The sequence below is a fragment of the Corynebacterium silvaticum genome, assembly GCF_004382825.2.
In the GTDB taxonomy this organism is placed as follows: domain Bacteria; phylum Actinomycetota; class Actinomycetes; order Mycobacteriales; family Mycobacteriaceae; genus Corynebacterium; species Corynebacterium silvaticum.
In genome coordinates this window covers 774563-791175 of record NZ_SDQO02000001.1, presented here as the reverse complement: position 1 = coordinate 791175, position 16613 = coordinate 774563, and the positions used below count along the sequence as shown (strand labels likewise).

Annotated in this window: 11 protein-coding genes and 2 pseudogenes; 2 read left to right on the top strand and 11 right to left on the bottom strand. The window is 51.8% G+C overall.

The features are described 5' to 3' along the window. Window positions 1–68 precede the first annotated feature (68 nt). Both ET810_RS03655 and ET810_RS03650 read right to left on the bottom strand, forming a co-directional pair. Window positions 69–905 (bottom strand): tRNA (adenine-N1)-methyltransferase, encoded by an 837-nt coding sequence (locus tag ET810_RS03655; protein ID WP_087453970.1) that lies wholly within the window; start codon window positions 903–905, stop codon window positions 69–71. A 6-nt stretch (window positions 906–911) separates the two neighbouring features. Beyond that, window positions 912–2231, bottom strand: a complete 1320-nt coding sequence (locus ET810_RS03650; protein ID WP_166741006.1) for a M18 family aminopeptidase — start codon at window positions 2229–2231, stop codon at window positions 912–914. A 154-nt stretch (window positions 2232–2385) separates the two neighbouring features. Here ET810_RS03650 and ET810_RS03645 point away from each other — a divergent pair. Further along, window positions 2386–3275: pseudogene (locus ET810_RS03645) on the top strand (RecB family exonuclease). 235 nt (window positions 3276–3510) lie between these two features. Continuing rightward, window positions 3511–3780 carry a HigA family addiction module antitoxin gene (locus ET810_RS03640; RefSeq protein WP_171483214.1) on the top strand — a complete coding sequence of 90 codons (270 nt, stop codon included), beginning with the start codon at window positions 3511–3513 and terminating at the stop codon, window positions 3778–3780. A gap of 56 nt (window positions 3781–3836) precedes the next feature. On the opposite strand, the gene ET810_RS03635 is transcribed toward ET810_RS03640, so the two are convergent. The 9 genes and pseudogenes from ET810_RS03635 to mshC all read right to left on the bottom strand — a co-directional run bounded on the left by ET810_RS03635 (window position 3837) and on the right by mshC (window position 16591). Further along, window positions 3837–5486 carry a formate--tetrahydrofolate ligase gene (locus tag ET810_RS03635; RefSeq protein WP_134315902.1) on the bottom strand — a complete coding sequence of 550 codons (1650 nt, stop codon included), beginning with the start codon at window positions 5484–5486 and terminating at the stop codon, window positions 3837–3839. A gap of 123 nt (window positions 5487–5609) precedes the next feature. Next, entirely contained in the window at window positions 5610–7040 is a 1431-nt protein-coding gene (aspA, locus tag ET810_RS03630; RefSeq protein WP_087453974.1) for an aspartate ammonia-lyase, read from the bottom strand. 379 nt (window positions 7041–7419) lie between these two features. Beyond that, the gene (locus ET810_RS03625) at window positions 7420–8727 is read right to left on the bottom strand and encodes an anaerobic C4-dicarboxylate transporter (protein WP_087453975.1); all 1308 of its coding nucleotides are present in this window, start codon (window positions 8725–8727) and stop codon (window positions 7420–7422) included. Window positions 8728–9194: 467 nt separating this feature from the next. Beyond that, window positions 9195–10040 carry an ATP phosphoribosyltransferase gene (gene hisG, locus ET810_RS03620; RefSeq protein WP_087453976.1) on the bottom strand — a complete coding sequence of 282 codons (846 nt, stop codon included), beginning with the start codon at window positions 10038–10040 and terminating at the stop codon, window positions 9195–9197. Window positions 10041–10055: 15 nt separating this feature from the next. Next, complete coding sequence (locus tag ET810_RS03615) at window positions 10056–10319, bottom strand: phosphoribosyl-ATP diphosphatase (RefSeq protein WP_013241905.1); 264 nt, start codon at window positions 10317–10319, stop codon at window positions 10056–10058. 28 nt (window positions 10320–10347) lie between these two features. Next, window positions 10348–11030 (bottom strand): annotated as a pseudogene (locus ET810_RS03610) (HAD family hydrolase). Between the two features lie 88 nt (window positions 11031–11118). Further along, window positions 11119–14718, bottom strand: a complete 3600-nt coding sequence (gene metH, locus ET810_RS03605) for a methionine synthase (protein ID WP_134317659.1) — start codon at window positions 14716–14718, stop codon at window positions 11119–11121. A 103-nt stretch (window positions 14719–14821) separates the two neighbouring features. Continuing rightward, the gene (locus ET810_RS03600; RefSeq protein ID WP_087453978.1) at window positions 14822–15262 is read right to left on the bottom strand and encodes a hypothetical protein; all 441 of its coding nucleotides are present in this window, start codon (window positions 15260–15262) and stop codon (window positions 14822–14824) included. Window positions 15263–15331: 69 nt separating this feature from the next. After that, window positions 15332–16591, bottom strand: coding sequence for a cysteine--1-D-myo-inosityl 2-amino-2-deoxy-alpha-D-glucopyranoside ligase (gene mshC, locus ET810_RS03595; RefSeq protein ID WP_134315904.1), 1260 nt, complete (start codon window positions 16589–16591; stop codon window positions 15332–15334). Window positions 16592–16613: the final 22 nt, after the last annotated feature.

Genomic DNA, 16613 nt, shown 5'->3' with positions numbered 1-16613 from the left:
ATCACTCATGATGATTAGCCCACGAGGTGCAGCCCGTATCAAGCGATTAGCTTAGCCTGGCCCAAAAATTATTTTCGGGCACGTCGCTGGGGACGCGGCGGGGTCACGCCGTCGGCAAGCCTGCGTGTCCACACGAGGAAAGCAGTGTGCGCGTTCATGCGGTGTTCAGGGCGGGTGGCTAGTCCCTCAACGCGCCAGTCACGAACAAGAGATTCCCAGGCGCGAGGCTCTGTAAAACACTTTTGCTCCCGGATACCTTCCATGACCTTCATTAGTTGTGGCACCGTTGCCACATAGGTCATGAACACCCCACCAGGGATAAGAAGTTTTGAGGCTGTTTCTAGGCACTCCCAGGGTGCAAGCATATCCAGAATAATTCGGTCGACGGGGCCGCCGAGCTCATCTGCAGTGATGTCGCTAAAATCTCCTAGCCGAGGTTGCCATGTTGCAGGGCGGCTTCCAAAGAACTCATCGACGTTGTTTTCTGCATACTCCAGGTGATCTTCACGGATCTCATAGGAGAAAACCGTGCCCTTTTCCCCTACCGCGCGGAGAAGCGCCATAGATAACGCTCCGGATCCCGCACCTGCTTCCAGCACTCTCGCGCCCGGGAAAATATCGCCTTCGACCAGGATTTGCGCTGAGTCTTTGGGATAGATGACGGCAGCACCACGGGGCATAGACAGCACGTGATCCACCATGAGATGCCGGAAGCAAAGATACTCGTATCCTTGCTCCGACTTGACGATACTTCCCTCTTGCGCCCCGATGATGTCATCGTGGTTGATAGCGCCTTTATGCGTGAAGTACTTGTCGCCTGCATTAAGAACGATTGTTGCATGCCTGCGCTTGGGGTCGGTGAGCTGGACGCGATCACCAGGTTGGAAGGGTCCGGAGTTTGCCATGAGCGATTAACCTACCAGATAGCTATGTAATGCCTGCGTTAGCATATGGATATCGGAGATACTAGCTAGCTCACGAGCAGAATGCATGGAAAGTAGCGGAACTCCCACGTCTACGGTTGGGATACCGAGACGAGTCGCCGTAATCGGTCCTATGGTGGAGCCACAGGGAACAGCGTTATTGCCTACAAACACTTGCGACGGAACACCCGAGCGCTGGCAAGCCTGAATCCATAAGGCTTCCGTTTCCGTATTAGAGGCATACCTCTGGTTCGCATTAATTTTTAAGGCCGGTCCCGAACCCAGGACGGGGAAATTAGTAGGGTCGTGACGCTCCGGATAATTGGGATGTATAGAGTGCGCAGCATCGGCAGACACACACGTTGATGCAGCAATCATTCGGCGGATGCCCTCATTATTTGCCCCCAGAGCCGTTGCGGTGCGATAAATCACGTCTTCCAGTATCGGACCTGCGGCTCCAGTGACAGTCGCACTGCCGACTTCTTCATGATCAAAGGCCGCAAGTACGAGGATGTCTGGGCTTCCCTTTTTGCCAACCACTACATCTTGCGAGGCCTCAACCAAAGCGCAAAGTCCAGGGTAAAGACTGGAAAGATTGTCGAGCCTTCCGCTAGCCAAAAAATCATTCGTCGCTCCAAAGATTTCGCCTGGCTGGGCATCTGCGGTGATGAGGTCGTGGGAAATAATGTCCTCTGCTTTTACGTCGGCGGCGTGAGCCAGTACGTCCAGAATGCTGAGGTCCGGGTGCCCGCACGAAAAGACTGGTTGCATATGGCGCTGTTTATCAAGTGTGAGAGCTTTATTAGCGTCTCGGTCTAGGTGAATCGCCAGGCTGGGGATTCTTAAAACTGGTGGGGTGCTTACGAGCTTTGTGGTGCCGTCGATAAGCCCTAGCTTTCCTGCAAGGACCAGCTCACGGTCAAGCCATGAAGATAGAATCGGCCCGCCATAGACTTCCACAGCTGCCTGTTGCCAACCCGCTGAGTGAAGGTTAGGAGATAATTTGAGCTTAAAACCAGGCGAGTCGGTATGTGCACCGATAATCCGGAAACCGGATTTTTCAGAAGCCCCTTCCGGAACGAACCATGCCATGAGTGCTCCACCACGAATAAGATAGTGCCCGCCAGGTGAGGCGTCCCACTCTTGAGTTTCTTCTATGGGCTCAAAGCCTGCTTCCTTAAGGATTAAAGCGCCTTGTTGTGCAGCATGGAAAGAACTCGGAGAATTGGCGATGTAACTGACAAAATCCCAGGCGAAAGTCTCAACTGCCTGGTGGTCAGTGGTGCTGCTGTTACTGCCGGAATCCATCTTTATCTCCTGATTGGTCATGGCTTTTACCTTAGCGATACTGATTGTCTTGCAGCGTGGCAGGTGAAGCCTCGCTACTTTTGGTTCGATGTGGTTTTCCGCTTATCGTGGTGGAGCAAGTAGTACTTTTCACGTTCAAAAAATTGCTGGTTCTGTGACTAATCCTAACAACGCAGTTTCTGAGACACCCTTTCTAGGCACCGCGCCGGAAGCAAACGATACGAGTGTCAGTGAGGCACAGCCTCAACGCCCACAAGGCCTAGCGTTATCCCCGTCGCGCGCCAACGACTATCAACAATGTCCGTTGCTCTACCGTTTTCGAGCTATTGATAAGTTGCTCGAGCCAAAGACTGTTGCGCAGGTTAAAGGGACTCTGGTCCACGCGGTGTTGGAAGAGATGCATGCATGGCCGCGCGAACAGCGGCTCTACCCTGCTGCCGTAAAACGCTTAAAGCCACAGTGGGCAAAAATGTGCGATGAAGACGACGAACTTAAAGAGCTTGTTTCAGAGCAGAAGACTCATGACTTCCTTTTAGAATGTCGTACGCTTCTTCGCGGCTACTTTGAGATGGAGAACCCGCAGGGCTTTGACGCCCACGAATGTGAGATGTATATATCTGCTGAATTGCCTAACGGTGTTCCCGTACGTGGTTTTATAGACCGCGTGGACATCGCCCCTACTGGCGAAGTCCGGGTGGTCGATTATAAGACCGGTAAAAACCGATACCGCGTTTTAGCCAACAGGCTGTCTTTCAAATGCGGTTCTACGCTTTGGTGTATTGGCGGCTTTACGGAAAAATCCCCGACCAGCTCCGTTTGATGTACCTCAAAGTCACCGATTCAATGTTTCTTACGCCTTCAAAAGAAGAGCTGGAGTACTTTGAGCGGGAGCTTGGCGACCTATGGCAAAAAATACTTGGCGACGCAGCCACAGGAGTTTTCCGCCCCAAGACGTCAAAGCTGTGCGGCTGGTGTTCCCATCAGTCACTCTGTCCAGCTTTTGGTGGTACACCGCCTGAATACCCAGGATGCCCTTCCCCTTAAGCGTAAGTCCGTGCATGTCAGCCAAAAGGTTGATATGTCAGCCTAACCAAGCTAGTGGACATGCCAAAGTTCGACCTAAGCTAAATAAGACTGCTGTTTCCGCATCTTCTTTGGGCCTTAAGTTCTTTGATCAATAGTGAGTGGACTGTATCCATCTTCTGCATGATTGAGAAGCTCAGGAAAAAGAAAAAGCAGCCTTTATTTACCAGACATAGTCGTGAAAGGTCAGCTAATAGTGTTGAGCAAACGAGATACAACGCCTCGGCACCCAGGTGAGATCCTTGATGCGGATTACCTTAGGCCCCGGAAGCTCTCGCACTATGACCTAGCAAAGTCACTGCACATTACAGAGACTATGGCGAATCGTTTTATTGCTGGACACATTCCAGTAAACGATGTGATTGCCTTTGGCCTTGGCCACCTTTTCCATGAATCACCGGAGCTGTGGGTGCGTAGGCAAGAAGACTGGGACTTAGCCCAAACGGCTGAAAACGACTCCGATTAGCCACGGCGTTTGGTTGCTTTCGGTGAAGCATACAAGGCCGTGGCTTCGCATCGCGGTTAGAACAGGCCGTGGATGTTTCCGTTTTCTACGGTGATTTTCTCGGCTGCTGGACGCTTGGGCAGGCCTGGCATCGTCATAACGTCGCCAGTGAGCGCCAGGATGAACCCCGCACCAATCCGAGGCAACAAGCTTCTCACATGCAGTATATGGCCTTCCGGACGACCTAGCTCCGCTGGATCATCGCTAAAGGAATACTGGGTTTTTGATACGCACACAGGAAGCGTATCCCAGCCGTTGTCCTTGAGGTAGTCAAGGTCTCGCTGTGCCTCTTTGCTCAACATGACCTCTTTAGCTCCATAGACTTTGGTGGCGATAGTCTCTAGAGAAGCCTCCAGGCCTTGGCTTGGGTCGTAAAGTGGCGCAGAAGATTGACCCAGCATGTCGGCGACTGCATCAGCTAGCTCAAGAGCGCCCTCCCCTCCCTTAGCCCAGACCTGAACTGGAACCAATCGCACCCCGAATCCAGCCGCCCAATCTTCCATATACTTCTGTTCTGCGGCGGTATCAGAGGTAAACATGTTGAGTGCTACGACAGGTTCCACGCCAAAGTTTCTAATGTTTTCTACGTGCCGCTCAAGGTTGACTATTCCCTGCTTGAGAGCGTCAAGATTCTCTGAGGTGAGCTGGTCTTTGGCAACGCCACCGTTATATTTTAAAGATCGGATGGTAGCAACGATGACTACTGCTGAAGCAGAGAGCTCCCCTGCCCGCATCTTGATATCAAAGAACTTTTCGGCGCCGAGATCGGATCCAAAACCGGCCTCCGTAAGAACTACATCGCCGTAATGCAAAGCAGTCTTGGTTGCGATAAGAGAGTTACAGCCGTGAGCAATGTTGGCAAAAGGACCGCCGTGGCAAAAAGCAGGGGTACCACCAAGAGTCTGAACAAGGTTGGGGTTAATCGCATCGCGCAGCAAAGCCGTCATTGCACCTTGTGCATTCAGGTCCTTTAGCGTGATCGGTTTACCATCAAAGCTCTGCCCAACAACGATACGAGAGATCCGGTTTTCCAAGTCCGATAGATCGGTGGACAAGCATAGAATCGCCATGATTTCGCTTGCGGCCGTAATCGTAAAACCGGTCTGGGCAGGAGTGCCATGAGGCTTCCCACCAAGACCGGTGACAACGTTGCGCAGCGAGCGATCATTCACGTCTAGGCAGCGCTGCCATGTAATGCGTCGTGCGTCGATGCCTAGCTCATTACCCTGCTGAATATGATTATCGATCATCGCTGCAAGGGTATTATTTGCGGACGTAATAGCATGAAAATCACCCGTAAAATGAAGGTTAATATCCTCCATGGGCACGATCTGAGAATATCCACCACCAGCAGCGCCACCTTTGATCCCCATAACCGGGCCGAGGGAAGGCTCCCGGATGGCAACAATGGCATTGTGCCCGCGCAACCGCATGGCATCGGAGAGGCCGATCAAGACGGTGGATTTGCCTTCTCCTGCAGGGGTTGGGGACATACCAGTCACTAGAACGAGCTTGCCGTCTGGTTGGAGTTCTTCTGCAGTGATATCAACTTTGGCTTTTGTTTTGCCATAAGGAATGAGAGCTTCTTTGCTGATTCCAGCACGCGTTGCAATATCGACGATAGGCTCCAGAGTGTGAGCCTGGGCGATCTGGACGTCTGAGGGCATGGTCGTAAACGCTCCTGTTTCGGGGGTCGGTGACGTAGCTCAAGAGTAACCGAAAGGCCCCGCTCCACGGTACGCGGGGCGGGGTCTGGGCTAAGCGATTGTTAAACGCTTAGTCGGGGGCTACTAGTCGTCGTAAAGCTTACCAGTAAACTTTGGATTCATCAGGTTTTCTGGGGAAAGAACTTTGTCCAGTTCCTCCGCGCTCATCAAATTGTGCTCAAGAACGAGCTCGCGAACTGAGCGGCCAGAGGTTGCGGCTTCTTTACCGATAATGTCGCCATTATGGTGCCCAATGATCGTGTTCAGGTACGTAATGATGCCAATAGAGTTATCTACGTAGCCCTGGCAAACCTCGGGGTTAGCAGTAATTCCATCGATGCACTTCTCGCGAAGGGTGTCTGCTGCATTTCCTAGGAGCTGGATCGACTCGAACATGGCCGAAGCAATGACTGGCTCCATGACGTTAAGCTGCAGCTGGCCGGCTTCTGCGCCCATGAGGACTGTGACGTCGTTGCCAAATACCTTGAAGCAAACCTGGTTGACAACCTCGGGGATAACTGGGTTGACCTTGGCCGGCATGATGGATGAGCCGGCAGCGCGCTCAGGAAGGTTAATCTCATGGATACCTGCGCGCGGGCCCGAAGATAGCAGGCGAAGATCGTTACAGATCTTAGAAATCTTCATAGCAGCACGCTTGACTGCGGAGTGAACCAGGACGTAATCGCCGGTGTCGCTCGTTGCCTCGATGAGGTCGAGTGCAGAGACAATTTCCAGACCAGTTACTTCTGCTAGCGCCTTAGCTGCAGCCTCGGTGAATCCCTCAGGGGTATTGAGTGCGGTACCGATAGCGGTAGCACCTAGGTTAACGCCAAGCATGGATTCAGATGCGGTCTTGAGTGCTGCTTGCTCTTCTGCGAGGTTATTAGCAAAGGCATGGAACTCAGCGCCCAAGGTCATTGGAACGGCGTCCTGCAGCTGCGTACGCCCAATCTTGAGGATGCCGGAGAATTCCTCGCCTTTGGCGTCAAAAGCTGCGCGGAGCTCGTCCAGCTTATGGATGAGCGTTTGCATGCAGTAGTAAACGCCGAGACGGAAGCCCGTCGGATAAGCATCGTTTGTGGACTGTGACATGTTGACGTCATCGTTAGGGTTGATGACGCTGTACTCGCCCTTTTCATGCCCCAAGTGTTCTAGCGCAAGGTTAGCCACAACCTCGTTGGTGTTCATGTTTACTGACGTACCAGCGCCGCCTTGGAAGACGTCGATTGGGAACTGGTCCATGCAGCGGCCTTCATCAAGAATCTGATCGCAGGCCCATACAATGGCATCCTTCTTCACGCCTTGAAGTGCGCGCACGCGGTGATTAGCCAACGCGGTGGCTTTCTTCACCTGGACCATTCCTCGGATGAACTCAGGAATCTCATTGATAGTTTTTCCGGAGATCTGATAATTGTCGATCGCGCGTAGCGTGTGCACGCCGTAATAGAGGTCATTGGGGACCTCCATTTCACCGAGTAGGTCAACCTCGATGCGGCTGTTCTTGCTCTCTGCCATTGATACCTCTCTTAGGTTCAGGGCTTATTTCTGACTCCCCAAGAGTACGTCACCAATCCGTTATTTTTCTGCTTGAAACAGGCTAAAATATACCCCCTACCTGCTATTAGGTAGATATTAAAGGTGTTTATCCATGTCAGAACGGTATTGTTCAAACAGACAACCTAATGGAAATCAATGTGGCATTGCTCATCGCTTATCAACCCCCTAAAACTACCCCCTATTATGTACCCCCATTTAAGGAGCTGTGCCCCTCTATAGGGCGATCAGATTATAAAAATCCCTTAAGGTCAGTGCTCTGTTAAACACTGGCCTTAAGGGATTTTCTTTATAGCTTTCCGACGCCCGCCATTAAGCGACTAAGCAGAAATGACGGGGACTAGAGGATGACGCTGCCAAAGAGGAAGCCCAAGGCTACTGCAATAGCGATGCCCACGGTTCCTGGAATCAAGAATGGATGGTTGAATACGGCCTTGCCGATTCGCGTTGATCCGGTGTCGTCCATTTCCACGGCTGCGAGGAGCGTGGGGTACGTGGGAAGAACAAACAGTGCAGAGACGGCCGCAAAGGATGCCACAGCCGTCAGCGGTGATACTCCGATAGCCAGCGCTGCTGGGATGAGGGCCTTTGCCGTAGCTGCCTGGGAATAGAGGAGAGCTGCCGCCGCAAAGAGGACTACCGCGAGCATCCATGGAGAGCTTTCAAGGATATCGCCGGAGAATCCCTTGATGTCATCGATGTAATGGTTGATAAGAGTGGTACCCAGCCACGCCACACCAAGCACGCATACACATGCGGACATGCCGGAACGGAATACCTGCGTGTTGAGGATGTCTCCTGCTGGAATCTTGCAAAGGATGACGGTGATGGTTGCTGCAGTGAGCATCATGGCCATGATTGCCTCATTGCGAGGAAGCGAAGGATCGGTGATCAATCCGACCTGATCGGAAATGAGGGTCGCGTACACCATCACAGCGACAATGGCGACAAGGAAGATCCATACAGAAAGTTTGGCAGCCTTAGTCGGAATGTATTTTTCTTTCTGCCCTGGTGCGGCGACAAGACCTTCGGCCAGACGCTGCTGATACACCGGGTCATCTTCTAGGTTCTTCCCCAGTCGATTACAGAGCCAAGCGGTTGGGAAGATCGCCAAGAATGTTGAAGGAATAACCACAGCGAGCAGGGAGAGATACCCCACGCCAAGCGGCTCAAGCGCAGTGGCCAAGAAGACTACGGCGGCGGAAATTGGGGAGGCAGTAATGGCCATCTGGGAGGCCGGCACGGCTATCGATAGTGGACGTGAGGGACGTACACCAGATTCTTTGGAGACCTCGACGATAACAGGGAGCGTCGAAAAGGCGGTATGACCAGTACCAGCAAAGAGGGTCATAAAGTAGGTGACTACTGGAGCCACGTATGTGATATGCTTGGGGTTTTTCCGAAGCATTCTCTCTGCAAGATGCACGAGGTAATCCATGCCGCCGGCGCGTTGCATTGCGGAAATGGCTGCAATGACGGCCATGATGATGCCGATGACGTCGAAGGGGATGTCTTCACGAGTAACAGGTACACCTGTTGCTCCTAGGAGAAGAACGCCAAGGCCACCTGCGAATCCAATCGCAATAGAACCGAGGCGCGCGCCGAGAACGATCGCGGCGAGAACAATGATGATGTGGACAAAAACCACTTTTACTCCTGGCCTTTAATAAGGACGTCTGCTGTAAGCAGATGCGGGCGGTTTAAACCGTAGAACAAAAAACGGGTTGTCAATGATCGCGATCACTGTCATCTGACGCCATCATTTACAATCACTTTATCATCGTGCCCTACCCCCTCAGTGAGGAGCAACCTGTAGGTTGTTAGATAACCGCCTTCCACATGCATAAACAATATAAGTAGAGGGAAACCTCTCCGACTTAAAGCCAAGGTCAAACTTAATCCAGTAAGAAATATTTTCTGCGCATGAAAGATTGATCACAATGTCAGACGTCTGGATTTTATGCAGATATTTGTTTGATGTGGGGATGTTTATGAATATGGAGCAGGCCGCTTTTCTTAGGGCAGGGCACTCTTTTGGGGTCAGACTTTGGAAAGAAAAAGATAGGGGCTTTCTTCTCAATCTTCAGATAAGAAAGCCCCTGAAACCGTTACGTATTAAATACGCGCGATCCGAATTTCTGATGCCAGGATAGCCTGGGCACCCAGCGAGGCTAGTTGATCCATGATCTGGTTAGCCTGAATACGAGGCACCATCGCACGCACTGCCACCCAATTATCACGAGCAAGAGGCGAAACGGTGGGCCCTGAAATTCCCGGCGTAGTTTTCTTCGCTTCTTCCAGCCGGTCGCGATCGATATTGTAATCGAGCATGAGATAGTTTTGCGCGTGGAGAATTCCTTCTATCCTTCGCAGGAATATCCGCTGCTCTTCATCCATTGCGTTGCCTTTTCGGCCCACAACCACAGCCTCGGATTCACACAACGGCTGGCCAAAAGTCGCAAGACCCTGCTTACGCAGCGTACGACCTGTAGAAACCACATCAGCGATCACATCGGCTACGCCCAGTTTGATGGAGATCTCAACGGCTCCGTCGAGTCGTATGACTGAAGCATCGATGCCTCGGTGCGCAAGATCATCACGAACGAGATTGGGATAGGACGTTGCGATCCTCTTCCCTGCTAAGTCGCTTGGTTCCCATGCTTCTCCAGCAGGAGCCGCGTACCTAAACGTGGAATAACCAAAGCCAAGCTGCATGACTTCTGATACCTCTGCGCGAGAATCTAACGCAAGGTCACGGCCAGTAATTCCTAAATCGAGTTGCCCTCCGGCTACGTAGATTGCAATGTCTTTTGGACGGAGGAAAAAGAATTCAACGTCATTATTTTTGTCATACACATTGAGAGTTTTTGACTCCCCTCGCCCCGCGTAGCCAGCCTCTTTAAGTATCTCTACGGCGGCTTCAGAAAGCGATCCCTTGTTGGGAATAGCTATTTTAAGCATGTTTGGCTCCCAATCTCACAGAAACTTATAAACGTCTTCGGGAGTCAAACCCCGTTTAATCATGATCACTTGGGCCCAGTACAGCAGCTGCGAAATCTCTTCTGCCAGCTCGTCATCGGACTGATATTCTGCGGCGAGCCATACTTCTCCGGCTTCCTCAATGACTTTTTTGCCAAGGGTATGCACTCCCGAATCGAGGGCGTGAACAGTCCCAGAGTTTTCTGGGCGGGTGCGGGCACGATCAAGGAGCTCTGCATACAAAGAATCGAAGTTTTTCACGCAGCAATTGTGACATACTTTCCGTTAATTACGCGGAAAGCTTGTTAAACCATCCCTCAATAGTGTTTAGCGTGACGTCAGTAAAATCGGTAGAACCGTGGATGTCGGTCATAAGTGTCACCCCTTGAGGGATGCGCATATCGTCTTGTTCTGGCACACCGATGACTACGCATCCTGTTGCAAGCGCGGAGAGCATACCGTTGTAGGAATCCTCAAAAGCAATACAGTTGTGTGGTTGAGCTTTTAATCGTCGCGCCGCCTCACAATAGATGTCAGGTGCTGGTTTGGGATTAGCTACTTCATCCCCGCATACTGTGGCGTCAAAATAAGATTCGCCGATGGAACGAATAGAGTGTTGCGCAACTCGACGCACGGTATTGGTAGCAATAGCCATAGGAAGCCCAGCGTGACCTGCAGAGCTGAGCAGATGTGAGAGCCTGGGTTTGACGTTAATTCAGTTGCAAATAAAGCTGACACCTGGGAGAAGAGCCGATTCTCCCAGAATTTCCTACTGCTTGGATCAAGGGTGAGACCGGCATTGTGCGCACACAGCTGTAGCGTGAAATCAAAACTTGCGCCTACGGTCTGCCACTGTTGATCGGTGGTGAGTCGCTTACCCATCTCTTCGCTCATAGCAAACGTGGCTTCCGCCCAGATGCCTTCGGAATTGACTAAGGTTCCGTCCATATCCCACAAAATTGCTTCGAGCATGCGCACTAGTCTAGCTGGCAGGGCGCTGGTTGCGTCGATAAGCTATGTGCTCTTAGTACGCGCGCCCTCCCCGTAGACGCTTTATCAGCTAAACGTTAAAGTACTTCGCCTCCGGGTGATAAAGCACAAATGCATCTGTTGATTGCTCTGGATGGAGCTGGAGTTCCTCGGAGAGTTCAACGCCAATGCGTTGCGCATCAAGCAGCTCAACCAAGGTTTTTCGATCTTCCAGGTTCGGACAAGAGCCGTAGCCAAAGGAATACCGAGCCCCCAGATAATCTAGGTCAAAAAAGCGCTGAAGATTTTGTGCATCTTTGTCTCCTGCGGAGGAGCCGTCGCTCAACGTTAACTCGCTCCGCACGCGAGCATGCCAATACTCTGCCATGGCTTCGGTGAGCTGCACACCGACTCCATGCACTTCTAAATAGTCGCGATAGTTATCTGCCGCGAAAAGCTCATTGGCAAAGTCTGCGATGGGCTGTCCCATAGTCACGAGCTGAAGTGGGAAAACATCGACGGTTCCTTGCTCAAGGGAGCGCGCCCGTGACTGGATGAAGTCGGCGATACACAGGAATTTACTGCGCTGTTGTCGTGGGAACGTAAAACGAGCGATTTCGGCAGCGCTGGGGTCGGGTGACTCCAACAATATGACGTCATCTCCCTCAGAAACTGCAGGAAAATAACCGTAGATCACAGCTGCATGATCCAAGATTTTTTCAGCCTTAAGCCGGTCAATCCAGTAGCGCAACCGTGGTCGCCCCTCAGTCTCCACCAGTTCTTCATAGGACGGCCCTGCTGCACCACGAGTAGCTTTAAGCCCCCATCGTCCCATGAACAGGGCGCGTTCATCGAGTAGCGGCAGGTACTCTGACAAGTTCAGGCCTTTGACAATGCGTATTCCCCAGAAAGGCGGAGTGGCAAGAGGCGAAGTTTCCGATACCTGGGACCTGGCAGGAACCACTACCGGTTCGGCCTTAGCCTTGCGCTCAGCAGCTATTTTCTTGGAACGTTCTTTACGTGCCTTACGCTCAGCTTTCTTCTGCGCAGCCTTGATCGCGTCAGGCGAATTGGGATCGAGTCCTTCTCCCCTGATGCGTGCCATAAATTCCTGCATAAGGCGAAGCGATTCAAACGCATCTTTGGCGTAATAAACGTTGCCGTCGTATACCTCAGTGAGATCATCTTCCACGTATGCACGGGTCAGCGCAGCACCACCCAAGATAACGGGAAAATGGGAAGCCTCTGCAGCGTTCATTTCCTGCAGATTTTCTTTCATGATCACGGTAGATTTGACCAGCAAACCCGACATACCAATAGCGTCGGCATTATGCTCCTTGGCAGCGTCAAGAATATTAGAAATAGGCTGCTTAATGCCAATATTGACCACGTTAAAGCCATTGTTGGAAAGAATGATGTCGACGAGGTTTTTGCCTATGTCATGAACATCTCCTTTCACCGTGGCGATGACAATCGTTCCATTCCCACCCGTGTCGTCTTCGGCCTCCATAAACTGCTCAAGATACGCAACGGCGTGCTTCATCGTCTCTGCGGATTGAAGCACAAAGGGAAGCTGCATCTGCCCAGAACCGAAAAGCTCTCCCACAGTTTTCATTCCCTCAAGCAGGTCTTCATTGATGATCTGCAGCGGCTCTTTTTCTGCCATTGCCTGATCGAGGTCGGTCTCAATACCTGTTTTCTCGCCATCGATGACTCTTTGTGCGATACGTTCAAAGAGAGGCATTGCGGCTAAGGCCTCAGCGCGAGCGTCTTTTGCGCTGCTGGCGGATACGCCCTCGAAGAGCTGCATAAAAGTCTGCAGAGGATCGTAATCCGCGGTGCGCCTGTCATACACCATGTCCAAAGCTACACGACGCTGCTCCTCATCTATCTTGTTCATCGGCAGAATCTTGGAGCTGTGCGCAATAGCCGAATCGAGACCAGCGCCGATGCATTCGTTGAGGAAGACTGAATTAAGGACTTGGCGAGCCGCAGGGTTCAAACCAAACGAGATATTAGAGAGCCCCACTGTCGTGTGAATACGTGGATAGCGCTTCTTTAGCTCTCGAATCGCCTCGATAGTTTCAATACCATCCCGACGCATTTCTTCTTGTCCCGTAGAGATGGGAAACGTCAGGCAATCGACGATGATGTCGTCTTCTTCAAGACCCCATGTTTGAGTAATGTCCGTAATAAGACGCTCCGCGATAGCAACCTTTTGAGCAGCTGTACGCGCCTGCCCGTCCTCGTCGATAGTCAGCGCTACTACCGCAGCCCCGTGTTGCTTAACCAAGCGCATAATCCGCTGGTACCTAGAGTCGGGACCATCACCGTCTTCAAAGTTAACCGAGTTCACAGCACAGCGACCGCCCAAGTGCTCAAGACCGACTTGAATGACACCAGGCTCTGTTGAATCAATCATGATCGGCAGTGTCGAACTCGTGGAGAGCAACGACGCTAGCTGGGCCATGTCTTGGCGCCCATCGCGGCCTACATAGTCCACGCATAGGTCGAGCATGTGCGCACCATCGCGCGTCTGCTGCTTGGCAATATCAACGCAGGTCTCCCAATCCGCTGCCAGCATCGCTTCACGGAATGCTTTAGAAGCATTCGCGTTGGTGCGTTCGCCGATCATCGTGATGCCAGTATCTTGAGTAAGATTCACGCTGGTATATAGAGAAGATACGGCATCCCCCACTGCTGGATTTCGCTGTGCTTGCTGAGCGGCAGGGGTATCAGCCGTTCCAACGATAGCGTCCCGAACCGCTGAGATATGGGACGGAGTAGTACCGCAACACCCTCCAACCATGCTGAGCCCGTAATCGTTGACAAAACCTTTGAGTGCGGTTGCTAACTCGTGGGCAGAAAGTGGATATTCGGCACCGTTTTTTCCGAGCACGGGCAGACCTGCGTTAGGCATCACGGAGACCGGGATGCCTGCATTGTGCGAAAGGAAGCGAAGATGCTCACTCATCTCGTCGGGTCCAGTTGCGCAGTTGAGTCCGATCATGTCTATCCCCAGTGGTTCAAGAGCAGTGAGCGCTGCCCCGATCTCGGAACCTAAGAGCATGGTCCCTGTGGTCTCTACTGTTACATGGCACACAATAGGGATCTTGATCCCCATTTTCTCAAATGCCTGCTGACAGCCATGAATAGCAGCTTTAACCTGAAGTAGATCCTGAGCAGTTTCAACGAGAATGGCGTCGGCGCCACCTTCAATCATCCCTGTAGCGGCTTCGGCATAGTACTCGCGCAGTTCTTCAAAAGGCACATGCCCAAGGGAAGGAAGTTTGGTGCCGGGCCCCATAGAGCCAAGGACAAAACGACGAAGAGCATCGCGGCCGGGGCCGAGTTCGTCAGCAACACTGCGAGCTATTCGAACGCCCTCATACGCAAGCTCACGACACCTCTCCGCAATCCCGTAATCGGCAAGATTGGGAAGGTTGCAGCCAAAGGTACTCGTCTCAACGAGGTCAGCACCAGCTTCAAAATATGAACGATGGATCTGAGCTACGACGTCTGGACGCGTAACGTTAAGAATCTCGTTGCAGCCTTCCAATCCAAGGAAGTCTTTATCCACATCGAGGTCAAATGCTTGTAGCTGCGTTCCCATGGCTCCATCGCCAATGAGGACGCGGTCTTTCATTGCGTCAAGAAATTCTGTTCGGAAGGTTATAGTTGCTGTAGTCATTGAGTAGACAGCTTAGTACGTATTGTGTGAACTGAGTCAACATTTTACAGCGAGACGATACTTTATATTCACAAAGAGACTCCAGAAGCTCCTGCCCAATCAGCTAATTTTCATCTTCTAATGCGATAGCTTCTTCATAGGCGGGTAAATCTGCTATTTCTTCGGAGCTTAACCCTATTTCTTCTGCGGCTTTTTCAATGATCCGCTGAAGGTCAGCATATTCTTCTGCTTCTATGACTGCATATCCGTACGAGTGATTGATTGCGTCAATAGCGCTAAACAACACACCGACTCTCGCTACAAAGTCTAAGTGTGCGAGAGAGCTAGTCTGATCCTCAGAACGGTCGCTACTACGCTGAGCCATCGGAATAAGTGATTGGGCAAAATCTTGAAGAAGCGCATCAATCTTCGCTACCGCGCTTACCTCAAAAGGTGGCTCCCACCACTCCAATTCGTCTTTTTGAAGGTAGCTGCCGGTGGCAAAAGCGCGGAGATCTGAAATAAATTCAGCAATAGTATCCTCGCATTGAAATCGAGATGTCATTCTTCCTCATCATCTTGAGCCAGTACGTATTCATTCTCGCGTGTTAAAACGTCAACGTCAGTGCGAGAGCTAGATCTTTACACCTAAAAGAGCGTCTAAGGCGCATGCCACTAGATCGCCGGCTGCGGTTCGCTCATGAGAAGATTCGCTCTTCTCTACTGCGCTTACTGAGTGTGCCCATGCATCTACGGCCTCAAGCACCTTCGGAGTATCAAGGTCTTGGGATAGGCGGATCCTCATGTTATGCACAAGATCCTGAGCTGCTTCCAGATCTGTTGCTGCATGTGCGGCATTAATCCATAGTTCTCGGCGCTTTTCTGCGTCAGAAAGAATCTTCTCTGACCATTCGCGCGGAGCCCGATAGTGGCCGGAGTACAGGCCGAGTCGGATGGCAGAAGGATGATGCCCATCGGCTGTGAGCTGAGAGACAAAGACTAGATTGCCTAAAGACTTGCTCATCTTCGTGCCGTCCAAGGCGATCATTCCGGTATGCACGTAGTGATTGGCCATCCTGTGCACGTGATGGGTTGCTTCCGCATGTGCGGCAGAAAATTCATGATGCGGAAAGATCAGGTCGGAGCCTCCGCCCTGGATCGCAAAATGATGTCCAAGCCTATTGGTAGCGATCGCGGAACACTCTATATGCCAACCAGGACGCCCTGCTCCAAAAGGAGCCTCCCAGGAAGGCTCACCGTCACGTGCAGATCGCCAGATTAATGCATCAAGGGGATCTTTCTTCCCCGGGCGCTCAGGATCACCGCCCCTTTCTGCAAAGAATTCCTCCATGAGGGCGCGCGAATAATTAGATTCATACCCAAAATGGTTCGTTGCAGAGATCGAGGCATAGATATCACGGTATTGGTCGACTTCAACGATGTAAGCGGAACCGTTGTTCAAAAGAGTCTGAACCATCTCGATGACTTCATCGATGGATTCCATCGCTCCCACGTAGTCGCGGGGAGGAACCACGGATAGGGCTTCCATGTCGGAGCGGAAAAGGTTTATCTGGTCAGTACCCAGTTCTTGCCAGCTCACACCGTCGCGTTCCGCACGCTCGAAAAGCGGATCGTCCACATCCGTAATGTTTTGCACAAAATGGACGGTGTGGCCGGCGTCGATAAGCTGCCGATTAATGAGATCAAAAGCGAGGTATGTCGCTGCATGTCCTAGGTGCGTGGAGTCATAAGGGGTAATGCCACACACATACACACCAACTTCCCCATTACTGCAGTCCACCGGCTTAATCACTCGGTCAGCTGTGTCGTATAGGGAAAGCGCTACTTTTTCTCCCGGTACAGCTGGGATTTTTGGTGTGGGCCATGATTTCATGGCAACCAGAATAACCGCTATC